18 protein-coding genes are annotated in these 25,982 nt (G+C 39.4%); 5 read left to right on the forward strand and 13 right to left on the reverse strand.

All coding sequences use genetic code 11. The annotated features are described in order from the left end of the window. Positions 1–3 precede the first annotated feature (3 nt). From AC1DG9_RS05960 to AC1DG9_RS06015, 12 genes are all read right to left on the reverse strand, one after another. Complete coding sequence (locus tag AC1DG9_RS05960) at positions 4–2,742, reverse strand: DUF1553 domain-containing protein (RefSeq protein WP_288883807.1); 2,739 nt, start codon at positions 2,740–2,742, stop codon at positions 4–6. 271 nt (positions 2,743–3,013) lie between these two features. Beyond that, positions 3,014–5,005 (reverse strand): heavy metal translocating P-type ATPase, encoded by a 1,992-nt coding sequence (locus AC1DG9_RS05965; protein WP_337715703.1) that lies wholly within the window; start codon positions 5,003–5,005, stop codon positions 3,014–3,016. Positions 5,006–5,050: 45 nt separating this feature from the next. Then, positions 5,051–5,482: a Fur family transcriptional regulator gene (locus AC1DG9_RS05970; RefSeq protein WP_172660780.1), complete on the reverse strand. Its 432-nt coding sequence runs from the start codon at positions 5,480–5,482 to the stop codon at positions 5,051–5,053. A 29-nt stretch (positions 5,483–5,511) separates the two neighbouring features. Then, complete coding sequence (locus tag AC1DG9_RS05975; RefSeq protein ID WP_246269527.1) at positions 5,512–5,979, reverse strand: VOC family protein; 468 nt, start codon at positions 5,977–5,979, stop codon at positions 5,512–5,514. A 9-nt stretch (positions 5,980–5,988) separates the two neighbouring features. After that, complete coding sequence (locus AC1DG9_RS05980) at positions 5,989–6,615, reverse strand: class I SAM-dependent methyltransferase (protein WP_172660781.1); 627 nt, start codon at positions 6,613–6,615, stop codon at positions 5,989–5,991. Positions 6,616–6,650: 35 nt separating this feature from the next. Continuing rightward, complete coding sequence (locus tag AC1DG9_RS05985; RefSeq protein WP_337715704.1) at positions 6,651–8,237, reverse strand: CotH kinase family protein; 1,587 nt, start codon at positions 8,235–8,237, stop codon at positions 6,651–6,653. Positions 8,238–8,317: 80 nt separating this feature from the next. Continuing rightward, complete coding sequence (locus AC1DG9_RS05990) at positions 8,318–9,244, reverse strand: TIGR01777 family oxidoreductase (RefSeq protein ID WP_337715706.1); 927 nt, start codon at positions 9,242–9,244, stop codon at positions 8,318–8,320. A gap of 5 nt (positions 9,245–9,249) precedes the next feature. After that, complete coding sequence (locus AC1DG9_RS05995) at positions 9,250–10,071, reverse strand: thiol-disulfide oxidoreductase DCC family protein (protein WP_337715708.1); 822 nt, start codon at positions 10,069–10,071, stop codon at positions 9,250–9,252. A gap of 276 nt (positions 10,072–10,347) precedes the next feature. Next, positions 10,348–10,887, reverse strand: coding sequence for a tetratricopeptide repeat protein (locus AC1DG9_RS06000; RefSeq protein WP_337715710.1), 540 nt, complete (start codon positions 10,885–10,887; stop codon positions 10,348–10,350). Positions 10,888–10,918: 31 nt separating this feature from the next. Further along, entirely contained in the window at positions 10,919–12,826 is a 1,908-nt protein-coding gene (gene glgB, locus AC1DG9_RS06005; RefSeq protein WP_337715712.1) for a 1,4-alpha-glucan branching protein GlgB, read from the reverse strand. Then, on the reverse strand, positions 12,826–15,282 hold the full coding sequence (locus AC1DG9_RS06010; RefSeq protein WP_477634404.1) for a glycoside hydrolase family 31 protein: 2,457 nt from the start codon (positions 15,280–15,282) through the stop codon (positions 12,826–12,828). The genes glgB and AC1DG9_RS06010 overlap by 1 nt, the downstream gene beginning before the upstream one ends. 203 nt (positions 15,283–15,485) lie before the next feature. Then, positions 15,486–18,386: a TonB-dependent receptor gene (locus AC1DG9_RS06015; protein ID WP_288883983.1), complete on the reverse strand. Its 2,901-nt coding sequence runs from the start codon at positions 18,384–18,386 to the stop codon at positions 15,486–15,488. A gap of 210 nt (positions 18,387–18,596) precedes the next feature. Here AC1DG9_RS06015 and AC1DG9_RS06020 point away from each other — a divergent pair, with 210 nt between their 5' ends. Genes AC1DG9_RS06020 through AC1DG9_RS06030 form a run of 3 tightly spaced genes read left to right on the forward strand, consistent with a single transcriptional unit; the run spans position 18,597 to position 22,406 of the window. Beyond that, on the forward strand, positions 18,597–21,038 hold the full coding sequence (locus AC1DG9_RS06020) for a penicillin acylase family protein (RefSeq protein WP_337715713.1): 2,442 nt from the start codon (positions 18,597–18,599) through the stop codon (positions 21,036–21,038). Between the two features lie 4 nt (positions 21,039–21,042). Continuing rightward, a complete protein-coding gene (locus AC1DG9_RS06025; RefSeq protein WP_477634406.1) occupies positions 21,043–21,393 on the forward strand; it encodes a hypothetical protein in 351 nt (116 codons plus the stop codon). 29 nt (positions 21,394–21,422) lie between these two features. Then, positions 21,423–22,406 (forward strand): LuxE/PaaK family acyltransferase, encoded by a 984-nt coding sequence (locus AC1DG9_RS06030; RefSeq protein ID WP_288883981.1) that lies wholly within the window; start codon positions 21,423–21,425, stop codon positions 22,404–22,406. Positions 22,407–22,414: 8 nt separating this feature from the next. Here the strand turns inward: AC1DG9_RS06030 and tyrS are convergent, their stop codons facing one another. Further along, complete coding sequence (tyrS, locus tag AC1DG9_RS06035) at positions 22,415–23,701, reverse strand: tyrosine--tRNA ligase (RefSeq protein WP_337715715.1); 1,287 nt, start codon at positions 23,699–23,701, stop codon at positions 22,415–22,417. A 104-nt stretch (positions 23,702–23,805) separates the two neighbouring features. Between tyrS and AC1DG9_RS06040 the strand changes: the two genes are divergently transcribed. Beyond that, entirely contained in the window at positions 23,806–24,492 is a 687-nt protein-coding gene (locus tag AC1DG9_RS06040) for an ACP phosphodiesterase (RefSeq protein ID WP_337715717.1), read from the forward strand. A gap of 71 nt (positions 24,493–24,563) precedes the next feature. After that, positions 24,564–25,982: NAD-dependent DNA ligase LigA (gene ligA / locus AC1DG9_RS06045; protein ID WP_477634407.1), on the forward strand; the 1,419-nt coding region annotated here is incomplete at its 3' end.

A 25,982-nucleotide genomic window follows, 5' to 3' on the forward strand; every position in this document is an offset into this window, starting at 1 on the left:
CAATTAGTTTTTTGTTACCGCTTCGTCCAAATTCAACATTGCATTTGCCACAACCACCAGAGCGGCTGTTTCCGGATACTTATCCGTTTGCTGGCCTCCAAGAATTTGCTTTGCTTTATCGGGGTGTACTTTATAGTCATTCAATGCCGTTAGATAAAGGTTATCTAACACCTTAAGTTTAGCACCTGATATAGGCTTATACATCATCCACTCATATCCTTTAGCAATTTGACTTTTTATTTCTTTCCCACCCTCCTTCTTCATTCTTAAAGCAAAATATTTAGCCATATCTATATATGCCGAGTCGTTAAGTGTAACCAATGCCTGCAAAGGTGTATTGGTTCTGATCCTCCGCGGACTACAAACTACTCTTTGCGCTCCATCAAAAGCAATCATAGATGGGTATGGCGAGCTTCTTTTCCAATAAGTATAAATTGCTCTTCTAAATTGGTCTTCACCTGTAGCATTATTCCAGGTAGCTCCATTGTATGGCGAATTCCAAATACCATTTGGCTGCCAAGGCATTACACCCGGACCATACATCTTAGCACTTAATATTCCACTCACAGAAAGGTGCTGATCTCTGATCTGCTCTGCAGTCAGTCTCATTCTCGATCCACGTGCATAATACTTATTAAACAGATCTTTCTTTTTCGTATCCTCAGTAACTTTCGAATCTTGTCTGTATGTTGCACTCATCACCATTTCCTTAATCAACCGCTTCATACTCCATTTGTAATCATTCATGAGTTGCCACGACAAATGATCCAGCAGTTCTTTATGAGTCGGGTTCATTCCTTGTGTGCCCATATCCTCCAATGTTTCTACAATACCTGTCCCAAACAGCTGCTCCCACAAGCGGTTGGCCATAGTTCTTGACAGCAAGGGGTTCCTTTTATCCGTAAGCCACATGGCAAGCCCTTGTCTGTTTTGAGGTGCATTAGCCGGCATGGCGTAGGCTAAAGATTTAGGAACGCCGGCATGTACTTCTGCTCCAGGTGTAATCCATGCTCCTCGCTTAAACACAAATGTTTTGCGGGATCTGTCCGACGGATTTTCAACCATAATAGGTATCGTTTGTACGTTGGCATTCAACAGCGTCCAGAATGTCGCTTTGTTTTCTTCATATCCCGGCTTACCCTTCCCAGGAAACTGTGGTGAGAAACGGAACCAATCAAAGTATACAATAACTTCGTCCCTATTAGTTGCTGTTGGATTAGTATAAGTCAGGTAAACATCATGCACACCGGTCTGAGCTTTAAAATCAACAGCCAGATTTCGGTAACCGGGGCCTTCAGGAACTTTCCATGAGGCAATTACCGGCCCGCCAGGCTTATCTAACCTTAACTGCATACTTCCACCCGGCTTACCAGATGAATATCTATAAATCAGCTGATCAACCTTGTTTAGGTTCACGGCAGGAATTCTGGCTACTGCATTATTCTTAAAGAAAAGTGCAATGTTGTTATTTCCTATAATCGCGTTGACCATACTATCAGCAATAACAGAGTTGATAACCGGTTGACCTGTTTTTAAGAATTTATGAATCTCCTTTGATTTTTCAGGCGATACATTCACCTTTAACCATTCAGTTAATGAAGTTAATTTTGTTTGCAAGGAATCATCATACTGTCTTAACAAAGGATATTCCGACGAAATATCTTCATCTCTGGTGTTGTTAAAATAAGCCATGAATTTATAAAATTCATCATGCTTAAATGGATCATACGGATGGCTATGACATTGTACGCAGGCAAATGTTGTACTCAACAATCCTTCCCAGGTAGTATTAACGCGGTCTAAAACCGCAGCAACCCTAAACTCTTCATTATTTGTACCACCCTCATCATTGGTCATGGTATTTCTTTGAAACGCTGTAGCGATATACTGGGCGTCGGTAGGATCTGTAAAAAAATCACCTGCTATCTGTTCAGTAACAAATTCATTGTAAGGCATATCCTTGTTAAATGCACGGATCACCCAATCGCGGTATTGCCAGATGTTTCTGCCCACATCGGCCTCGTAGCCTTTGGTATCTGCATATCTTGCAACATCTAACCACATAGATGCCCATTTCTCTCCAAAACGCTGAGAGGCCATTAATGAATCTACTAAGATTTGGTAGGCTTTATCTCCATCTTTGGCTGTTAAGTATTGTTCTGCCAGTTTTTTTGGCGGAGCCATCCCAATCAGATCAAGACTTGCCCTTCTTAATAAAGTTGGTCTGTCGGCCTCGGCAGATGGTTTTAATTCCTGTTCATCAAGTTTCTCAAGGATGAACTTATCAATATCATTCTTAGCCCAGTCGCCACTAACATCTGGTATCTCTACCTCTTTTACTGGCAAATAAGCCCAATGATCGCCCCATTTGGCACCTTGTTTTATCCACCTCTTAAAAATGTCTATTTCATCTTCATTGAGTGCTTCATGTTTGTAAGGCATACGCTCTTCAGGATCTTTGCTTAGCAAGCGTTTTATCAGCTCACTTCCATCAGGATCTCCGGGGATAATAGCAGGCTTACCACTTTTAGTAGCAGCAATTGCTTCCTCATGGAATAACAAGCTAAATCCTCCTTGTTTTTTCACGCCTCCGTGACAGGAAATACATTTTTTGTTAATAATAGGTTTTACTTCAGTATTGAAATCCACTTTCTTATCATACGACATCAGCAGTGAACATACAATCACCACAGCAAAAAGGACAAGCAGGACCAATAGTTTCTTGTTGCGAAAAAATTTCATAACGACATTACAATATTTGGCTTCAGTGTGTTAATGTAAATTACCTATTATTTCACATAAAAACCTAACAGCCAGTGCAAAAGTTTCTAACAAGAGGCGGCAAAAACAAGCAAAAAACCCTTTTAACTAGCAAAACAAACCTTTGCGCAAAATTTTCAATGTCGATGCAACTTTTTCAAAAAACAAGAATACTTATCATCCTAACACGCAGTGCACGCGTTTCATCCTTATACTCGTCATCTCTCCTATAGTCGAGACGGCGTATTCTCCCTTAAAATTTAATGTTCTGTATTCTAACAGCATTCAGAATAGCAAGCAGTGCCACACCCACATCAGCTATCACCGCTTCCCACAATGTAGCCACACCACCAGCACCTAAAATCAATACAGCAACCTTCACAATCATAGCCAGAGCGATGTTTTGCCAAACTATGCTGCGCGTAATCTTACCAATCTTTATTGCAGTTACAATTTTTGAAGGCTGATCGTTCTGTATTACAATATCGGCAGTTTCTATGGTAGCATCACTCCCCAATCCCCCCATAGCAATTCCGGCATCCGCCAATGCCACAACAGGCGCATCGTTTACCCCATCACCAATAAAAGCAATCTTTAAATTTTTATCCTTAAGCGCCTGCACTTTCTCCACCTTATTTTCAGGTAAAAGATCACCAAATGCATCATCAATACCTAAAAAGGCCGCTACCCTGCTCACTACACTTTGCTTATCACCACTTAGCATTACCGTTTTTATACCCAGGGCATGCATATCCGCAATGGCCTGCTTGGCATCTTCTTTTACTTCATCCGCAATAGTGATATAACCGGCATATATCTTATCAATGGCTACAACTACTACGCTATCGGTAATGTCATCTATGGCATTATCATAAGCTATGTTAAACTTTTTAAGCAATTTCGCATTACCCGCAAGCACCTCCCTACCATCAATAATTCCTTTTAAACCATGACCGGCAATCTCCTCAACCTGTTCAATTTTTACTCCTGAGATTTCATCTCCGGCATATTCCTTAACTGCTACAGCAATTGGATGGGTTGATTTACTTTCGAGCGCAGCAGCTATCCTTACAAGCTCTTTTTCATTATATCCGTTAGCCACAACTACCTCCTGGACATCAAAAACTCCCTTGGTAAGCGTTCCTGTTTTATCCATCACTACAGTATTTACAGTAGTAATTACGTCCAAAAAATTAGACCCTTTAAACAATATACCATTCTTAGATGCCAGGCCAATCCCGCCAAAATACCCCAGGGGGATAGAAACCACCAATGCACAAGGGCAACTAATTACCAGGAATACCAGCCCTCTGTACAACCAATCGCTAAAGTTATAATCGGCTACAAAAAAATAAGGGACTGCAACCACAAGAACAGCCAATAAAAACACTATTGGAGTATACACCTTGGCAAAGCGCGAAATGAACAATTGTGTTTGAGATTTCCTGGCCGTAGCGTCTTGCACCATTTCAAGAATTTTACTCAGCTTACTATCTTTAAACAAGGCTGTAACCTTTAATTCGGCAAGCTGGTTCAGGTTAATCATACCGGCAAGTACAGATTCACCTTTTTCTTTATTGTCAGGTCTGCTTTCGCCAGTCAGGGCAGCAGTATTAAAGGTTGCCTTATCCGATGTTAACACACCATCAAGTGCTACCTTTTCACCCGGTTTAACCTGTATAATTTCATCAATTTGAACCTCAGCAGGCAGCACATTAATTACCTTTCCATCTCTGATCACATCCACACTGTCCGGCCTGATATCCAGTAAAGCCTTAATACTTCGCTTTGCGTTACTAACAGCTGAATCCTGAAACCATTCTCCTATCGAATAGAATACCATAACGGCAACACCCTCGCTATAAGATCCAATTGTAAAGGCTCCAATAGTAGCTACACTCATCAGAAAAAACTCATTAAAAAAATCAAGTCTTATTGCTTTTCGAAATGCCAGGGCAAGCACATCATACCCGGCCAATAAATAAGCAGGGATAAAAACTACCAGCTGAATAACATTGCTAAACACAATACTAAAACCATACTCCAATACCATCATAACAATGATAATGGCCAGCGCTGTTAATAATGGCCAATGCCCTATTATCCCTGATGGTTCCTCGGCGCCATGATTATGCCCATCATCATCAGAATGTTCGTGTTGATGGTTCTCTTTATGATTGTGTGGTGCTGCTTTTTTTGGTTCCTCAACCGAACAGCAATCTTTATGATTATTTGATAATTGCATAACTCTAAATATATAGCCAAAGGTACAGGCTACAGCTATGCAATGCTATTGCAAAGGTATAGATGGATTACACTGATCGCATATTCCTTTAATAATGAGGTTCATCTCCTGACGAAAGAAATTAATAGGCAGTGAGATATCAGGTATTTTGGTATTTGGCAGACAAAATGTTTCCTTACAGGTATTGCAATAAAAATGAACATGAAGATCATGATGATTTTCTCCATCACAATCTTCCTCGCATAAAGCATATTTTGTGGCACCGGTGCCGTCCTCAATACTATGAACCAGCCCCTTTTCTTCAAAAGTTTTCAATGTCCGATAAAGCGTAATCCTATCCGATGGAGCCATCCCTCTTTCCAGGTCGTTTAAACTGATGGCCGCATTTTGCCTGGTTAAAAACTCCAACACTAACAAACGCATAGCGGTGGGATTAATATCCTTTACCTTTAATTTATTCTCAATGTCTATTATCATAAGCCTTGCACTTTTTATCGAAAATCACACTATTTATGATCATCGTTCACTTCAAGCCAATGGCCGTCCGGATCTTTAAAATATACTTGTTTTATACCATCAACCCTTAAAGTAACTGCCTTACGTGTTCCCGCCCAGTCTTCAAATTCAATTTTCTTAACATTTAGCAGCGTAATGAACTTGTCTACAGAAGGTACACTAAAACATAAATGTTCATTCTTATCATGCTCTACGCCTGCTTTTGCACCTTGAATTAAATGCAGATGTCCGGCAGGGCCAATAGAGAACCAGGTATGTTTACCATCTTTAAACGGCTCCGGAATAATCTCCAGATCAAAAACATCTTTATAAAATGCTGTAGACTTAGCCAGATCAGTAACATACACTGCAATATGATTTAGAACTGCTCCTTGTTGCTTCTTTTCTGCTTGCGCCATTGACTTTTGGAACGGGGTTAACATTACCAGAGTTAAAACGATTAATGTAAGGGTTTTCATATAGAATGATTAGGATTTCTTGAACAAGATGGTTAAAATTCTTGGAATATCTGTTCTGTTATTGTCATCAAAATACTCCTCAACATCAACCAATGTCAGTCCATGCTTTTTACCAGCCTGAATAAAATCAGATATATTATGGTTAAAACAATCTACAATCTGCTTACCCTCTTCTGTGTCAAATCTGGCTTTAGTACCAGTGTATTGCTTAAAAGGATGCAATTCACCGATGTACACATACCCCTCAGGATTTAAAGATTTAGATACCTGATTAAAAACATAATCCAGATTATCGATGTGTTCCAATATTAAACTAAAAGTTACCAGATCGTATAAGCCATCTCTGAAATTCCAGCGGGCAGTAATATCTGCCTGTTTAAACTCAACCCTGTTAGATGTTATTTTATCTTTTGCTCTGGCCAGCATTTGATCTGAAAGATCAACCGCTGTAATCATGGCGGCTTTTCCAATCAGCCATTCTGTATTTTTCCCTGTTCCACAACCAATCTCCAAAACTTTATTAAATGGAACACGGGCAAGGCATAACTTTAAAGCCAAACCCTCCAGATCTCTTGTTTTATTATCGTTAGTATCGTATTGTGCAGCCCAGATGTTATAAGCTTGTTTAGTATTCATAAAGCAAAAATAATAAAAATCCCCTTTTTCTTAAGCTATTGATATTCGCTGCTGTTGAATTTCGCATCCAGCCAGTCAATATGCCTTGTCAGGAAATTTTTCAGATACGCGACTTCTCCTTCGTACGACCCCGATACCTGGAGCTCTAAATATGACTGTTTCTTTAAGATATCCCATGTGGTAAAATTCCTGACCTGCGAAACCGCAAGCTTCTTGGCAAGCGGTATCGTTGCATCAGGCAATGTTTTTATTTTGGCTTTAAGCTCGTTCCATCGTTCTCTTATTCTCTGCCTGAAGGCGCGATCCTCCATTAATCTTTTAAACCATATCTTAGGCTCAAAGGCTGAATTAGACATTAGTCCGTTTACCTGATCGCCCAAACGGTTATCATTATTTGCCGCCTTATCAAAATCCCAAACCGGGCCAACATAAATCTTATCGTCGTTACGTTTTTTAAACATAAAGGTGCTCCTAAACGCATCCGGATTACCAATTACTTCATTTACAATATAAAAATCCACATAGCTATTTACATCAAAATACTTTCTGTAGCCATTTACCGGATCTGTAAAATCAGCCGAATACAAGGCGTCCTCCAATTTCTGGAAATGGTTTTTGATATAATCCTTTTGCTGCTGATTGATCTTATCTTCATCAGGATACTTAATTACAAAAGGCATATTCTTTTGTGTCTTAAAATATACTGGCTCGCCATCAGCAAAAAGATCGTGTTCTATCAGGTATCCTCCTGCAAGATCAGGCAAGGCGGTGGTACCATTAGGCTGCTCTTCAATATCAACCAGTCCCTTGCCTTCTTTAATCTGTTCAGTTAGCTGATAATTACCAATAAACAATCCGTTTAAATATACTTCAACATATCTCGAATTTGTAGTAAAAGCACGCCCCATATTTCTGCTCAGCATAAAAGCGAGTTCATTACGCATCAAAGTTTTGTCGGCATAATTAGCTAAAAGCACCCAGTTCTTACTTTCTGCCATACCCAGCAGACCTGCTTTTTTATCGAGTTTAATGCGATAAGGCTTTTTAGGCATATCATACCATGTCGAATTGCCTCTTCCCTTTATTTCCGTTTTACCTTCATAAACTACATCTTTAAAATTGCTCACTAACTTTAAGGAGCCCGTTACATAAGTATCCTTACTGGTTATAGGAACATTATTTGTGTTGATGTAAAGTGCCGCAATACCGTTGTCTGTAAACTTAACAACATATGTCTTTTTGGAATTGTCTTCAGCTACTACACTGTAACTTACCAAACGTGTAAAGTCATTAACGGTTGTATCGCTTTTCTGAGTTACTTCACCAATAACGATCTTTACCCCATCGTAAGTAAATGATGGTATCAGCTTACTGATATCCGTTCCGGCAAATGCCCTGGCATATATGGTATCGCCTACAATCTCGCCGTTAACATCATTCACCAGAACATGGTTCTTCCTGGCACTAAAGCTAAAGGTTTTTAACTGCTTGTCGCTTTTTGGTATTACCGGCGGATCTTCATGCTTATTATCCTTTTTACAAGAAGAAATTACAAGCAGCACTGATACAACAAACATCCATTTGCACCAGTTCTTACCGGATTTTAAAGTTCTACAGGTCATAAGGCTTAGTATATTTGGCTATTCAAGATAAAGATTATTTCTGATAACCACTCAGATATAGAACCCCTTATGAAACACCATTAGACCCTTATGCTCAAAATATCATGAATAGCATGTTTTGCATTAGGAAACTGAAATACAAAACCTGATTCAAGCAAACGATTTGGTACTACCCACCTGCTCTTTAAAACCAATTCTGTTTCTGAACCTATCAAAAGCATACCTATTTCCAATAACCACTGCGGACTAGGCAATCCAAATGGAATACCAAAAGCCTTACGGATCAAGCGCATCAGTTCTGTATTTTTAACTGCCAGCGGGGCGACACAATTAACCACCCCCACAAGTCCTTCGTTATTCAATAACCATTCGGTACACCTGGCTACATCATGTTCATGAATCCATGAAACATATTGTTGTCCATCGCCCTGATGGCCGCCCAAACCGAATTTAACAAGGTTAAGCAGACGAGGGAACACGCTGTCATTTCTACCTAAAACAATCCCCATCCGCAATGCAACTTTACGTGTTAAAGCTGTTTCTGTTTCAAAGAATGAAGCTTCCCATTGTTTACACACATCAATAGAAAAGCCATAACCAATTTCTCCCGTATATTCATCCTGTGAATGATCTTCCGCATGGCGATAAATTGTAGCAGAAGTTACATTGATCCAAAGTTTTGGAGGGTTAGCCATTTCGGCAATTACTTTATTTAACAATCTGGTGGGTACTGTTCTTGAGGCAATGATTTCTTCCCTATTCTTTTCATTATAACGGCAGTTTACATTTTTCCCGCAAAGATTGATCAGCATATCTGCATCCTTAAGCGTTTCGGTCCACTGCCCTTCAGTTCTTCCGTCCCATAAAACTGTTTCCACATTATCTTCAGCAGCTTTACTTTTTCTGCTGAGGATCACCACGTGCCTGGCAATAGTTTTATAGTAGTTAGCTAAAACACTACCCAGATAACCGTTACCTCCAGCCAGAACTATTTTTGCGTATTTCATATTCTTTAGATAAAGAGGATCAGTAAAAGAACAACTATTCTGTACAGCACCCAGGTTAAGGTAGGTATATATCCTAGTTTTAAAATACCCATTCGTCTAAAATGTTCCAGAAACATAATGCCGGCCACTCCCATAAAATATGCAGCGTAAAAAAGTGCAGGCAATACCAAAAACTTAGCCATCAACAAAGCAGGTAGCAGCAATAAAGATCCGGCAAAAGATATCGTCATCATATTACCCAGGTACTCCCACTTTTTATCCCATGCCATAATGCTTACCACAATTGCCTGAAAAACAATTTGTCCGCCACAAATAAAATACTCTCTATAGGTACTACCAACAGGCATTAGCTCTTTTAATAAACCCACATAATGTGTAAGTATAAAACTGGCCATAAACCAGGTGAATATTAAATATGCAATGCGATACCTCAATTTAAAAGTAGGTTGAATTGCAAAGCTATCTTCTGTAATTTCAGCAGGTATAATTACTTTTCTATTGTAAGATACAAAAGCGTATACCTTACTCATTATCCAGATAAAAGGTTTAAGAGAAAAGAGTGGCCCTAACAACGGGATTGAGTTTGCGAGCACTTTAAACAAACTGTTTATGCCGTATGTTACCTGCCCTGTTTCAGTATCAACCAGTGCAATTTCATTCACCGCCCGCTGCTGATCTACATAAGGACAAACATTTTGAGGCATGTTCTGATAAGGTTGTGCTCCTGTCGGATCAAGCATTCCAACCTTAGTAAAACCTTTGGTATACAGCTTGCACATTGGGCATTCTGCATCAAAAAGGATCAAGTGGTTTTTTAAGCTTTTCATAGATCAAATGTAAGAACAAATTATTAAACTTTCAAAACTTATTGAAAGTTTAATCTTAAAACACACTTAAGAGTTCATAGACATATCCATGAAACGCATTGACATAATGTGTAATGTTTATGTACAATTTCTTTTGCTATTGTTTTGCTTTCCTCTTGCTGAAGCAAACAAAAAGTAAAATTTACCCAAAAGAAAAGCAACGTATCAGCAAAATTTAAATTACACCTATTGTAGTTCACGCACTATCCTGATCTAGGATATTCATTAATAATTGATTTACAGTTTACCTGAAAGTTCTTTCGCTTTTTGGTAATTCGGGGTACCTTGTGGGATTTTGGATAACCAAATTAAGGCCTCTTTTTTGTTGTCTTGTTTAATATAACTCAATGCCACATAATAGGCAGCATCGTATTTAAACGCTGACTCTCCTTCGTACAATTTCTTAAGTACGGTTCTTGCCTCATGTTCCTGGGAATTCTTTATCAGCGTAATAGAAAAATAATAAGAAAGCAGCGGATCCTGCGGGTTACTCATGTATTCTCTTTGCATGATCTTACGTGCAGCAGTATAGTCTCCTGCGTTATATAGTTCAGCCGCTTTATTAAGCACACCGGCACTTTCACCACGCTCTGTTACCGACATTTGTTTGCTGATCTCATATTTATTATACAAGCCCGAAGACCATGGTGCCCAAATAAACAAGCCAACACCTAAAACCACAACTATACCAATCCATATGACAAAAGATTTATAGTTCGCTTTCTTAAGAGGGGTTTCTGCATGTTTACCTTCTTCTGAAAAATGTATATTGGCCATTGAGGGGTTATAATAAAATACTGAAATAAGATTATTTAGCTTGCTTTAAAACCAGTGCGCCCAATGGAGGAATATTTAAAGAAATAGAATACTCCCTTCTATGGCAGTTCTCTTTTAATGGCAGCAACACTGCTTCATTCAACTTTCCACTTCCAAAAAACTCCTCGGCATCCGTATTGAATATTTCTTTCCATTTAGCTTTAAACGGCAAACCTACAAGATAATTCTCGCGGAAAACAGGAGTAAGATTCAGGATCACAATAAGTGTGTCTTTTGCTTTTAGACCTTTCCTAAGGTAAATGTAAACCGAATGCTGGGCATCATCGGCATTGATCCATTCAAAACCCTCGTGTGAAAAGCTGTGTTCATATAGCGCCGGTTCAGATTTGTATAGTTTATTGATGGCCCTAACGGTTTTCTGCATTCCCAAATGAGGAGGATGCTGCAACAGATGCCAATCTAACGAGTTCTTAAAATCCCATTCGTGTGTTTGAGCAAACTCATTACCCATAAAAAGTAACTTGGTACCCGGTTGGGTAAACATATATGCATATAGCACCCGCAGGTTGGCAAATTTTTGCCACTCATCGCCTGGCATCTTATAAATCATTGAAGATTTGCCATGCACTACCTCATCATGAGAAAAAGGCAGCATAAAGTTCTCACTAAAGGCGTAAGTAATGCTAAAAGTGAGTTGATGATGATGGTATTTTCTGTTAAGCGGATCGTTTTTAAAGTATTTTAACGTATCATTCATCCAGCCCATCATCCATTTCATTCCAAAACCCAGTCCGCCGGCAAACACAGGATGTGTTACCCCCGGATAAGTACTGCTTTCTTCTGCGATGGTATGGACACCTTCAAAGGAGCCATACACAGCTTCATTAAGGTCTTTAAGGAATAATGTTGCACCAAGGTTCTCGCTGCCCCCAAACTCGTTGGTAGCTGCTTCTTCGGCCTTTCTGGAGAAATCAAAATAGAGCATCGATGCCACCGCATCTACACGTAATCCATCAGCGTGGAATTTATCTAACCAGTACATTGCATTACTGATCAGGAAAGACCGTACTTCATTTCTGTCGTAATTAAAGATGTATGATTTCCAATCGGGATGAAAGCCTTTGCGCATATCGGCATGCTCATATAAATGGGTACCATCAAATTTGAAAAGCCCATGAGCATCGCCGGGAAAATGCGAAGGAACCCAGTCCAGTATCACACCGATATTGTTTTTATGCAGTTCTTCTATCAAAAACATTAACTCCTGCGGAGTTCCATGCCTGGAGCTTGCTGCAAAATAACCTGTAATCTGGTACCCCCATGATGGGTAATATGGATACTCCATAATAGGCATCAGCTCTACATGGGTAAAGCCCATATCTAATACATAAGGCACCAGGCTTACTGCTATTTCTTTGTAGGTTAATACCCTTTTTGGTTCTGATGGGTCGCGCTGCCATGAGCCAAGATGCACTTCATAAACCGACATAGGTGTATTCAGTGCATTTGCTTTTGGGCGCTTATTGAGCCATGTTTTATCTTTCCAGGTATAATCTGTATCCCATACAATAGAAGCAGTTCTTGGTGGATGCTCCCATTTGGTAGCAAAGGGATCCCCTTTTTCTATATCGCTGCCATCAAAACCTTTAATGGCGTATTTATAAACTTCGCCTTTGCCAATGTTCGGGATAAAACCCTCCCATATACCAGAAGAATCTAACCGCCTGTTAAGCTGGTGCGATGTTTTGTTCCATTGGTTAAAATTTCCGGTAACATTTACTGCCTGGGCATTAGGTGCCCAGACAGCAAAGTAAGTTCCTTCCGTTTTATTGTGTTGTATTAGGTGTGCACCAAATTTCTCATACAACCGAAAATGCTTGCCTGAAATAAATAATGAGATATCAAAATCGCTAAATAAACTGTAGGCAAGCACTTCCATTAATTATAGATTTTTATTGTGGTGAAATTTTTATTTGATTTAAAACGCAAGCAATTACGCTCATCCAATGTATAATCGGCGACTTCATGATCATCAACCGTGATCTTATTGACGTTGAACGGCAAGCCAACAATGTTGTAATTGTACAACTCGTAATTAGGTGTATACAAGCCACTTCTCGACTGCTCAATAGTTAACGCATACTGCGTTCCTTTAACACTGAATTTTTTCTCTGAGTAGATGTCCTGCTCATAAGCAAATGTATCACCATGATCTTCGTACAAGAACGAGTTCACTTCATAATCAGAAAAATAAACATTCAGCAATACCTCGTCAATGTCCTTTTCGCCAACATACTGCATTACAGGATATTCCGGAATTACGGAACCTGCTCTAACAAATAATGGCATATGATCTAATGGTGTAGCAATGCTATGCTCGCTCTCTCCGGTTAATACCTCATGCGTCCAGAAGTTATACCATTTTCCTTTTGGCAGATAAACCATACGGGATGCTGCACCTTGCTCTAAAACAGGGCAAACCAATATTTTATCACCAAATGTAAACTCATCCTGGCGGTAACCATTGCTGATGTTTTCTTGCTCAAGCATTACCAATGGTCTTAAAATTGGGAAACCATAACGGTGATGCTCCCAAAATACCGAATATAAATAAGGAAGCAACCTGTATCTTAATTCAATGTATGTTCTGTTAATGCTGGTATATGGTTCTCCGAAACTCCAAGGTTCTCTTTCAGCTGTATCACCGGCAGAGTGTGCACGCATAAACGGAGAGAAGGTACCCAGTTGGATCCATCTGGTAAATAATTCCGGATCCGGCTCTCCACTGAAACCTCCTATATCGGTTCCGCAAAAAGGTACCCCTGAAACTGACATGCGCTGACATTGGATATTACCAATTTTTAAGTGTTCCCATGTAGCCACGTTATCACCGGTCCACACACAACCATAGCGCTGCATACCAGAATATCCCGCCCGGGTAATGGTAAACGGACGCTTATTACGCATTAGCTTTTTCAAGCCGTCGTAAGTTGAACGTACCATCTGCATACCATACACATTATGTGCTTTGYGATGCGAACCTCTATAACCATCATAGTTATGTCTTACATCGTTAGGGAATGTTCCTGAACCGAATACTGCCGGCTCGTTCATATCATTCCATACTCCTGCAACACCTATATCTACTAATTCTTTGTATAAGTTACCCCACCATTCTCTTACGGTTGGGTTGGTAAAATCAGGAAACTGGCATCTTCCCGGCCATACGTGGCCTTCCATAAAGTAGTCGTCGCTACGGCGACAGAAATAGTTGTTTTCCTTACCTTCTTTAAATACCCAGTAGTTATCATCGACTTTAATTCCCGGATCTATCATAACAACGGTTTTGAAACCATCGTTTGCAAGTTCCTTAATCATCCTTTTAGGATCAGGAAAGTGGCTTTTGTTCCAGGTAAAGCAACGGTAGCCATCCATATAATCGATATCCAGATAAATGGCATCGCATGGAATATTACGTGATCTAAAGCCTTCTGCTATTTCTTTAACCTTCTTTTCAGGATAGTAACTCCACCTGCACTGGTGATAACCTAAGGCCCATTTGGGAGGCATTGGATGCGTTCCCGTTAGGGTCTGATATCTTTTTACCACGTCCATCATATGCGGGCCGTGGATGTAATAGTATTGTAATTCACCTCCATCTGCCCAGAAACTGGTTTTGGAGTTGTCTTCTCTTCCAAAATCGAAATAAGAACGGAAGGTATTATCGAAGAAAATACCGTAAGCCGCCTGCTCATTTACACCAACATAAAATGGAATAGTACGGTACAATGGATCCTGATCCCATCCAAATGAGTATGCATCGGTATTCCAGTTTTGGAAATGACGCCCTCTAAGGTTCATGTTTCCTGATTTATCGCCAAGTCCAAAGAAGTTCTCTTCCGACCCACACTTTTTAGTGGCATATACATAGTAACCACCAAATTCTATATTTTCTTCCCAGTGCATTGGTGTGGCATCTTCACTCATCACCTTCTGGTTCAGATTATCTGTGAAAGAGATGTGGAAATCGTCTTTTCTTACTTTACAGGTAACAGTATTGGTTGATATCGCATAATACTCTGGCAGTTCCTCGAATTTAAATGTGGTTACCTTTTGGTCTACCACCGGAACTGCATAAGAGAAATCATCCAGAAAAACACCATGTGGTGCCAGTCTAACTCTGATGATTTCGTCGCTTACCACTCTGATTTCAACTTTAGCATCCCCATCAGCAAAGAAAAATTTGTTTCCAACTGTGGTAACACTTTGTACCGGACTAAGATATTTTTTAACTATTGGTTTTATATCCGTTACCGGATTGTTTAAATGCTGAACTTGCTCCTCAACAATTTCCTTTGTGATTATATTATTTATTATTTCTTTATTTTCTTCCATGAAAAATCGCTTTAGTAAAAATTTGCCCCCCTTTTGATCATGTAATAGATCGTGTATTCTGTACATACTAAAGTGTTAAATTTTCTATTAAAACCAAAGGATTATTATTATATAAAAATATACGCATAAAAAAGGCCCTGACATTGCTGTCAGGGCTCTTTTATAAAACTAATTAATTGATGAAGAGCTGTGTTAATTTGATTTTATGGGTTAAATGTAAATCCTATGTAGTAAAGTGCGCCTATAGAAGGGTTACCATAAGAAGTAAAGTAATATTTATTTAATATGTTTGAGCCCCCAAGTTTAACCATTGATTTTACTGAAGGTATTTTTAAGTTAACCTGTGCATCAATTGTATTGAATGAAGGAACATCTCCTGAAGCAAATGATGAGTTCCAGTAAAACTTATCTTGCCAGCGGTAATTAACATTAAAACCAAAGTTTTTAATGATCTCTTTGTTACCAAGACCTAAATTATAACGAATCTCCGGAGTGTTAAAATCATTAATATAATCTGTAGGAAGGTCGCCTAATTTGTTGTAAGATACGTTACCGCTTAAGTTATAACCGCCTATTAAATAATCCAAGCCCAATGCGCCTCCGTAAGAAGTTACTTTACCGGTTGCATTTACAGGTACTCCAAATTTAGAGAAGGAATTATCGTCGTTTTGCTGAAAAACATCCACTGCTGTAATGAAATTCTTATAAGTATTGTAGTAAGCATAGGCATCTATCAGGAACCTTGACCCTAACAATCCTTTATAACCTACTTCGTAGGCCTGCACGCTCTCAGGACGAACCCCTCTTGGATCAAAGTTGTATTGTTTTAGCAGAGCAGGATTAGGAGCACCAGCTGCTACAGAACCCAAGAATGCGCGATAACTTACATCAGTATAAGGAATATCTGTTGTAAGCATATGGTATTTCTCCAACATACTAGGTATACCACCAATAAGCCTTTGTAAACCACCTGCTACCGACAAATCTATGTACTGGTTTTGGGTTGTTGGATTCCGATAACCTGTTTGGTATGATACCCTGATGTTATTATCCGGAGCTACAGTAAGTACTCCTGATACTCTTGGTGTGAAACGGCCATCAAAGTTAGAGCTTTTATCATATCTGCCAGATAAAGCCAGTTTGAATTTATCATCAAACATTTTTTTAGCGATCTGGGCAAATGCACCGTATTCATTTATATCAATTTTATCGGTAAGATCATCAAAAATAGTTCCCCCTGAACGCAATTGGTAAATCCGGTATGAACCTCCAACCTGTAATTCAACTACATTATTAAGTGCATTTGAGAAATTATACATACCCTCATAATGGTATAGATTGGTTTTATCGTCGAATTTAGCACCTGTTCCCGAAGCAATGGTACTGTTTACAATTTTATCTTTTGCAGCTTCAAACTGAGGGGTACCAGGCACAAAGCGTCCCTGATCGGCAACATTTCTTGCAGCTGCATGAGCTTGTGCATCAGTAATTCCCGGAGTGGTCAATTTTGCTCCTATGTATGTACTGATGTATTGAGGGTACCATGTTTGTGATGTTTTTGAAGCTTCGTTGATGAATGCTCCTAAAATAGAGGAGATATATGAATCACCCGAACGTTCTTGTGTGGTATAACCCCTTACAAAGAAATCCTGTCCTTTTAGTTCTAATTTGTATTGCCCGATGCTAAAGTTACGCAATGAGTAACGATCTGAACCGGTATATACCGAAGTACCCGTTCCCCAGTTTATCTGGGCAATACCTTCTATTGTAGGTGTAAATCTGTAGTGTAACGAYCCGGAAGTTTTAAGCGATTGGGTATTGTAATCTACCAGTGCATTTTCATTATAACCGGTCCTTGTTACTTCCTGATTTGGAAGAATGGTTTGATTTTTAAGCCCGAAATAGAATGGCAGATACTGACCAGATACTGCAGGGCGCAATGGAGCCGGAACATTTGCATTTATAAAGTTCAGGTAGGCAGGATAGCTTGTTCCTGCAGGAAGATTATCAAGGACCGTTTTTGGATTAAACGCTCCACCAGATGCAGCTAAGATACCCGCCCGTATAGTAGGCTCAATGCTTTGCTGAACTATACTTCTCATATTTTGCGAGCTTTCATCACCATAAACGTTTATACCATCATAAGCCGGATCTGAAGCCCTATCGCCTGCTTTAAAAGCGCGGCCATTGCGATCAAAGTTGCTATAGTTATCTGCCTGCCAGTCTTTTGCCTGAAGGAACGAGAAAGTAGCTTTTACAGCGAACTTATTATTCCAGGCTTTTGCCAAACGTACATCCAACTGGTTATACTGCTGATTTCCGGTATTGTTATCATTTACATGATTAATTCCCGACTTATAAGAAAAGCTGGCTCCCTGGTAATCAAAAGGGCTTTTTGAGGTCATAAGCATGGTACCGCTGATACCGCCCGCACCATATAGCGCTGAAGATGCTCCCGGCAGTAACTCTACGTTATCCAGATCAAGATCTGAAATACCAATAATATTTCCTACAGAGAAATTTAATCCTGGTGCCTGATTGTCCATTCCATCAACAAGCTGATTAAAACGGGTATTGCCATTAGAGTTAAATCCTCTGGTGTTTATTGATTTAAAAGTTAAACTCTGTGCACTGATCTCAACACCTTTCATATTGGTTAGGGCGTCATAAAATGAGGGAGCAGAAAGCTCTTTTAATACAGCAGGTCCCATACGCTCTACAGACACCGGAGATTCAAGAATTCGCTCCGGAGTTCTGGATGCAGAGATAACCACCTCCTGACCTAAAACGGTAGCAGTTTCTATCTCAAAGTCCAGATTCGAAGCATTTCCTGTAACTTCTTTCTCAATTGAAGCGTATCCAACATAAGAAATAACGATTGTAAATGGAGCGGCTTGCTTAACGGTAAGTGTGTATTTACCACTCATATTAGTGGCTGTGGCTATTGTAGTTCCTTTGACAGTAATCCCAACACCTGGTATTGGTTCCTTAGTGGCTTTATCGGAAACAGACCCACTAATGGTTACATTTTGAGCCTGCGCTACCAAACCGGTAATACATAGCAATAAAAATGCAAAGATTGCTTTGGTAAAAATTTTATTCATGCAGTTAATTTATATAAGGTTAATTTATTATAAATATAATACATTAATTTAATTTTCCAAATCCAATTTTGATGAATATTTCATTGCCAAAATCGGATTTTGATTGCAATTGATTTAACTTTTATGTTAACTTGCAAAGTCAATTTAAATTCAAAGGAAGTAGTAATCAAATACTTTCATTTATGTTTTAGATGTGCCTTTAACTGAGCTATGATGAATAAAATAAAAGCCCTCATTTGCATTGTTATCCCAATACTATTAACATATGCTCTCAATACAAAATTCGGCGATACCCCTCCTCTTCTCAAATTCCTGAATCCCTTTACCGGTTTTTGGCAAAACGCAGAAAAAAATACAGTAAATCCAAATAGAAAAATTACCCTAAAAGCTACTTATCAGAATGTTGATATCGCATTCGACGACAGGATGATTCCGCATATTTTTGCGCAAAACGATCATGATGTTTATTATGCTCAGGGTTACGTAACAGCAATGCATCGTTTATGGCAAATGGACTTTCAAACCCGTTTTGCTGCCGGCCGCATCTCTGAAGTGGTAGGGAAAAAGGCCATAGAACTTGATAAATATCAACGTAGGATGGGTATGGTTTATGGCGCTGAGAAATCTCTGGAAGGAATGATGACCGACCCGAAATCAAAAGAAATGATACTGGCATATACCGCTGGTATAAACGACTATATACATTCTTTAACGCAAGCCAAACTACCCATTGAATATAAATTATTGGATTTTAAACCTGAAGACTGGACTCCTTTAAAATGCGCATTACTGCTAAAACAGATGTCGGCAGTATTGGCAATGGGCTCCGATGAGTTTTATATGACCAATATCAGAAAGAAGTTTGGCACTGATGTGGTTAAAGATTTATTTCCTGACTACCCTTTCAAAGAAGATCCGATTATTCCTGTTGGTACCAAATGGGATTTTGATCCACTGCCCGTTCCTACTCCGCCTGCTGATGCATTAAAGGAAATGACAACCGGAAATATAGAAACTAAACAAAAAGAAGAAGGAATTGGAAGTAATAACTGGGCCATATCAGGTGCAAAAACAAAATCCGGCTACCCTATTTTAGCAAACGACCCTCACCTTGATTTAACCCTTCCTTCTATCTGGTACCAGATTCAACTTCATGCTCCAGGTCTAAACAGCTATGGCGTATCATTACCGGGAGCACCGGGAGTAATTATAGGCTTTAACCAAAATATTGCCTGGGGAGTTACCAATGTAGCCGCAGATGTGCTGGATTTTTATGAGATCAAATTCAAAGACAATACCCATAAAAGCTATTGGTATAATAATGAGTGGAAAAATACCACAACCCGACTTGAAAAGATCCTGATAAGGGGTAGCAAAGCTGAAATAGACACCGTTTATTATACGCACCAAGGTCCGGTAGTTTATCTTCAGAAGCCAGAAAAGTTTTCTAAGGCTCAAAATATTCCTATCGGAAATGCACTAAGGTGGATTGCTCATGATAAATCTAATGAGCTTAAAACTTTCTATTTGCTAAATCGCGGCAAGAACTACAACGATTACCGCAAAGCACTTACTTATTATACGGCTCCGGCACAAAACTTTGTATTCGCTTCGGTTGATAATGATATTGCCATTACCGCAAATGGCAAGTTCCCACTAAAATGGAAAGATCAGGGTAAATTTATTATGGATGGTTCTGATCCTAAAAATGATTGGCAAGGATGGATTCCTGCTTCTCAAAACCCAACTGTTAAGAACCCTCCAAGAAACTTTGTTAGTTCGGCCAATCAATCATCTACCGATCAAACTTACCCTTATTACATTAACTGGGAATTTAGTCCGTATGAACGGGCGAAACGCATAAACGACAGGTTAACAGTAATGACTAACGCTACTGCCGACAGCATCAGAACGATGCAGACCGACACTTACAGCATCCATGCCCAAAATATCTTACCCGCTATTTTACCTTTGGTAGATGGCAGCAAGTTAAACGCCACACAAAAAGAAGGGTTCTCTTTAGTGTCTGCCTGGAATAAACATTACGATGCAAAAGAAGTTGCAGCAAGTATTTTTGATCTGTGGACCAAACGCATTCAATACAATATCTGGGATGATGAATTTAGTGTTGACGGTGTTCCAATGCGCTATCCTTCCAGAGACAGAACCGTACAACTGATTTTAACACAGCCAGATTCCAAATGGGTCGATAACATTAAGACACCAGAGAAAGAAACGTTAAGTGATCTTGTAAATGAGGCCTTTAAGTATTCATGCGATAGCCTGGAACGTAAATACGGGCCTATTGGCGAAAGATGGCAATGGGCCAACTTTAAGCATAGCAATGTTCCGCATCTGGCAAAAATACCGGGTTTCGGCTCTAAAACATTAATGATTGGTGGTGGTAAAATGACCATAGATGCATTAAGCGAAAGCAATGGCCCCTCGTGGCGAATGGTTGTTGAATTAGGAAAAACACCTAAAGGACATGGCGTTTTCCCGGGCGGACAATCGGGCAACCCTGGCAGTAAATTCTACGACAATATGATCGACACCTGGGCTAACGGCGAGCTGTATGACCTTTTCTTTATGCAATCTGTTGATGACCCATCGGCCAAAATAATCTCTAAATTAAAAATATCCAAAAAATAGCATCATGGTATTTATTGTAATTTTAATAGCCTCTTATTTACTTCAAATGGTTTTGCCCTGGTGGATAATCGTAGTGATTTCATTTGCAACATGCGGTTTAATTGGTAAAACAGGAAAGATATCTTTATGGTCGCCTTTTTTTGCGATCCTGCTCTTGTGGACAGGAATGGCTTTATTTAAAAGCTTACCTAACAACAATGTTTTAGCATTAAGGGTAGCAGGAATGCTTGGTRTAAGTTCATGGATATTGGTGCTGGCATTGAGCGCTATGCTTGGTGCATTTATAGCGGGAGTAAGCGGTTTTTGTGGTTATCATTTCAGAAAAGCTGTTCTAACCAAGAAAACCAATTCTTAATTAAAACTTTGTTGTGTATTTTTGCACACGTGAAAGATTTAATCGGGCAAATTTTCTCTATTGAGACTAAAGAACAGTTTGAAAAAGCATCCCTTGAAGTATTTAAACATCAGGCAAAAAATTGTTCAGTGTATTGCGAATACATATCTCATTTAAGGATTAAGCCTGAGGAGATATCTTCATCAGATCGTATTCCTTACTTGCCGATCAGCTTTTTTAAAAGTCATGAGGTACTAAGTTCTGCTGACGAAACTGAGATTATTTTTAGCAGTTCAGGCACTACAGGTATGTTGCAAAGCAGACATTTGGTTACCGATGTTAAAGTATACGAACAAAGCTTTAACCTTGCTTTTGAGCAGTTTTACAGCAAACCCGAACAAACATGTTTCCTTGCGCTACTGCCTTCTTATCTGGAACGGGATGGGTCGTCTTTAATCTACATGGTTGATGCGCTGCTAAAGCAAAGCAAACATAAAGACAGTGGCTACTTCTTGCACAATCATGATGATTTGTTCCAAAAACTAAAAAAGCTGCAAGCCTCTGGCCAGAAAACCATTCTAATTGGTGTTACTTATGCCCTGCTTGATTTTGTTGAGCAGTACAAAATAGATTTCCCCGAACTGATTGTAATGGAAACAGGTGGTATGAAAGGCAAAAGGAAAGAAATGGTGAGAGAAGAATTGCACGAAATACTTCAGAATGGCTTTGGCGTTAGTGCCATCCATAGCGAATATGGCATGACTGAACTTTTATCGCAAGCCTATTCTTATGGAAATGGAGTGTTTAATTGTCCTCCCTGGATGAAGATTAACCTTAGGGATACCAATGATCCTTTAAGTCTGATCGCAAACAACAAAACAGGAGGAATCAATGTTATCGATCTTGCAAACATCAATTCCTGTTCTTTTATAGCGACCCAGGATCTGGGCCGCGTATTTGAAGATGGATCTTTTGAGGTTCTAGGCCGTTTTGACAATGCTGATATCAGAGGCTGCAACCTGTTGGTAAATTAGCTTTCTGATTATTTAGCTATTATCAGATAATAGTTCTTTTTACCTTTTTGAACGATAATAAATTGATCATTCAATAGGTTTTCAGCATTAAAAACAGCCTGAGCATCACCAACCTTTTCTTTATTTACAGATACTCCGCCACCTTGTATCAATTTCTTCGCTTCGCCTTTAGAAGCAAAAACGCTCGATTTTTCGGCAAGCAATGTAGCGGCGTCAATTCCTTGTTCAAGTTCCGATTTTGAAATTTCAAATTGAGGGATACCTTCAAATATTTCTAAAACCTGTGTTTCATTTAAAGTTTTGAAAAACTCCAAAGAACCATTACCAAATAAAAATTCAGAGGTTTTAATTGCAGTTTCCAATGCCTCAACAGAATGTGTTCTGATGGTTATATCCTCGGCCAATGCTTTTTGAAGAACGCGCAAATGTGGCGCAGTGTCGTGCTCTGCCTCAAGGCTTTCTATTTCTTCTTGCGATTTAAGCGTAAAAATTCTGATCCATTTTTTAGTATCATCATCAGAAGCATTAAGCCAAAACTGATAGAATTTGTAAGGCGACGTTTTTGCTGCATCTAACCATACCGCCCCGCTTTCAGTTTTACCAAACTTAGTACCATCAGCTTTTTTGATCAGATTGGTAGTCACTGCAAATGCAGTACCGCCATCTTTCCTTCTGATGAGTTCTGTTCCGGTAACAATATTGCCCCATTGATCTGAACCACCCATTTGCACCAGGCAATTGTGGTGTTTCCACAAATAGTAAAAGTCATAACCCTGAATCAGCTGGTAGCAGAATTCGGTAAAAGAAAGTCCCGAATCACCTTCCAGTCTTCTTTTAACACTATCTTTTGCCATCATATAGTTTACAGTAATGTGTTTACCTACATCTCTGATAAAAGTAAACAGGTTCATGTCCTTGAACCAGTCATTATTGTTCACCATCACTGCACCATTACCTGTCGCTTCGAATTTCAAAAACTTAGAAAGCTGTTTTTTCATTCCGGCTAGATTATGTTCTACTGTGGCCTCGGTTTGAAGATTTCTTTCGTCAGATTTACCTGAAGGATCACCTACCATGCCGGTAGCTCCGCCTACTAGTGCATATGGCTTATGGCCGGCACGTTGAAAATGAATAAGCGTCATGATCTGAGTTAAATGTCCTACATGCAGTGAATCAGCAGTAGGGTCAAATCCTATATAACCTGAGGTCATTCCTTCATTCAATTTATCTTCAGTACCCGGCATGATGTCCTGTAACATGCCTCTCCAGCGTAGCTCTTCAACGAAATTGGTCATTCTTATATCCTTTTGCCGCAAATATAGGAAAACCTATGTTATCCTTTAAATTCAATACGCCTCAAAAACGCTTAAACTGAACAAAATTAGCTACTTTTAGGGCAATGAACTTTTTGTCGCATTTTTATTTTGAAAGAGACAATCATGATGCAAACATGGTAATCGGAGTTGTTTTGCCAGATTTTGTAAAGAATGCACAGAAAGACAGCAACTTATATCCGCTAAAAGAAAAACATCTTTTTGAATCTGATGCTGATGAAAATTCTATCCTTATTGGATGGGGCCGACACATTGCAGTAGATGCTGTTTTTCATTCATCGGAGTTTTTTAAATTACATACCAACACCTTAAAACAGATCATCTTACCGGCACTTCAAGATAGCCCTGTTAAGCCTTTTTTCCTAGCTCATATTGGTCTTGAGCTAGTGCTGGATCATTTGCTAACCATCCATGGAACAGTAAACATTAATACTTTTTACGAGCAGTTAGGCCAGGCCAATAAACAAGCAATAGATTCTTTTCTAAAAAAAAGTGGTGTACCAGACACAACGGTATTCTTTAAATTCCTGAACAGCTTTATTTCCAGCAGATACCTGTTTAGTTACCAGAAGATCGAGAACATCTCTTATGCCCTGAACCGCATTTGTATGCGTTTGTGGGACAGCCCATTTACAGAACCACAACTTGCATTATTAACAGATAAACTCTCTGTTTTTAAGACCAGTATTGAAGATGATTACATGTCTATATTCAGCGATGTGGAGCAACATTTAAAGGCTGGCAATCATTAGAATCCTCAACATCAAAAATATTTCATATAAATCTCAATTAGCTCCTAAAGCTAATTTGTATCTTCGCTTCTATGTCACTATTTGATATAAAAGATAAAATKGATGCATTGGTTAAGGAGCTTAACCAACACAGTTACAATTATTATGTATTGGCAATGCCTACCATTGCAGATTACGAGTTCGACAAAAAACTTGAGGAACTTGGCAAGCTGGAAAAGGAGCATCCGGAATTTGCAGATCCCGACTCTCCTACCCTGAAAGTTGGAGGCGAAATAACCAAAACATTTACCACTGTAAAGCACAGGTGGCCAATGCTTTCATTGGGCAACACTTATAACGAGCAAGATCTTCGTGATTTTGATGAGCGGGTAAGAAAAACCATTGGCGAAAGTTTTGAATACGTTTGTGAACTTAAATTTGACGGACTTTCTATTAGCCTGACCTATGAAGACACCAGGCTTGTAAGAGCAGTTACCCGCGGAGACGGAACCAAAGGCGATGATGTAACCACCAATGTTAAAACCATTAACAATATCCCTCATAAATTAAAAAATGAAGAAGTACCGCCTCTGTTCGAGATCAGAGGTGAAATCTTTATGCACCGTGCTGCTTTTGAGCGCCTAAATAAGGAACGCGAAGAGCTTGGGGAGATCCAATATGCCAACCCAAGAAATTTTGCCGCAGGAACCGTAAAAATGCAGGACTCAAAAGAGGTAGCCAGACGCCCTCTTGACTGCTTCCTGTACTCACTAAATACCGATAAAAATTATTTTAAAACACATTGGGAAAGCCTGCAGACTTTAAAAAGCTGGGGATTCAACGTAAGTACCAATTCCAAACTGGTTAGCAACATTGACGATGTATTGTTGTTCATTAAGCATTGGGAAACCGAGCGTTTTAAACTATCATATGACATTGATGGCATTGTAATTAAAGTGAACAGCTATGCACAGCAACAGGAACTGGGCTTTACAGCTAAATCTCCACGCTGGGCCATTTCATTTAAATTCAAAGCAGAAGAAGTAGAGACCATACTGGAAAAGGTAACCTATCAGGTGGGCCGCACAGGTGCTGTTACTCCTGTAGCAAATTTAAAACCGGTGCAACTTGCCGGCACTACTGTAAAGAGGGCCACACTGCACAATGCAAATGAGATTGAAAGATTGGATTTGCATGAGGGAGATAGTGTGTTCGTAGAAAAAGGCGGAGAGATTATCCCTAAAATAATTAATGTGAACCTGGATAAACGCAAAGCCGGTGCACCTAAAATTATTTACCCTTCAGTTTGCCCTGAATGCCAATCGACCCTGATTAGAAAAGAAGGTGAAGTTGCCTACTACTGCCCTAATGATGAAGCTTGTCCGCMACAAATTGTAGGCAAGATCCAACATTTTATTGGCAGAAAAGCAATGAATATAGACGGTCTTGGCGACGAAACCATAGAAACATTTTATCAAAAGGGATTAGTAAAACACATCAGCGATCTATAT

The sequence above is a fragment of the Pedobacter sp. 05L430 genome, from assembly GCF_056397585.1.

What these genes read in the sequence shown, in the direction of transcription:
- AC1DG9_RS06040 (WP_337715717.1), top strand. Translation starts at nt 23,806, where the DNA reads ATGAACTTTTTGTCGCATTTTTATTTTGAAAGAGACAATCATGATGCA.
- AC1DG9_RS05985 (WP_337715704.1), bottom strand. Translation starts at nt 8,237, where the DNA reads ATGACCTGTAGAACTTTAAAATCCGGTAAGAACTGGTGCAAATGGATG.
- AC1DG9_RS06020 (WP_337715713.1), top strand. Translation starts at nt 18,597, where the DNA reads ATGATGAATAAAATAAAAGCCCTCATTTGCATTGTTATCCCAATACTA.
- AC1DG9_RS05960 (WP_288883807.1), bottom strand. Translation starts at nt 2,742, where the DNA reads ATGAAATTTTTTCGCAACAAGAAACTATTGGTCCTGCTTGTCCTTTTT.
- AC1DG9_RS05990 (WP_337715706.1), bottom strand. Translation starts at nt 9,244, where the DNA reads ATGAAATACGCAAAAATAGTTCTGGCTGGAGGTAACGGTTATCTGGGT.
- AC1DG9_RS05970 (WP_172660780.1), bottom strand. Translation starts at nt 5,482, where the DNA reads ATGATAATAGACATTGAGAATAAATTAAAGGTAAAGGATATTAATCCC.
- AC1DG9_RS05995 (WP_337715708.1), bottom strand. Translation starts at nt 10,071, where the DNA reads ATGAAAAGCTTAAAAAACCACTTGATCCTTTTTGATGCAGAATGCCCA.
- AC1DG9_RS05965 (WP_337715703.1), bottom strand. Translation starts at nt 5,005, where the DNA reads ATGCAATTATCAAATAATCATAAAGATTGCTGTTCGGTTGAGGAACCA.
- tyrS (WP_337715715.1), bottom strand. Translation starts at nt 23,701, where the DNA reads ATGACCAATTTCGTTGAAGAGCTACGCTGGAGAGGCATGTTACAGGAC.
- AC1DG9_RS06000 (WP_337715710.1), bottom strand. Translation starts at nt 10,887, where the DNA reads ATGGCCAATATACATTTTTCAGAAGAAGGTAAACATGCAGAAACCCCT.
- glgB (WP_337715712.1), bottom strand. Translation starts at nt 12,826, where the DNA reads ATGGAAGTGCTTGCCTACAGTTTATTTAGCGATTTTGATATCTCATTA.
- AC1DG9_RS05980 (WP_172660781.1), bottom strand. Translation starts at nt 6,615, where the DNA reads ATGAATACTAAACAAGCTTATAACATCTGGGCTGCACAATACGATACT.
- AC1DG9_RS05975 (WP_246269527.1), bottom strand. Translation starts at nt 5,979, where the DNA reads ATGAAAACCCTTACATTAATCGTTTTAACTCTGGTAATGTTAACCCCG.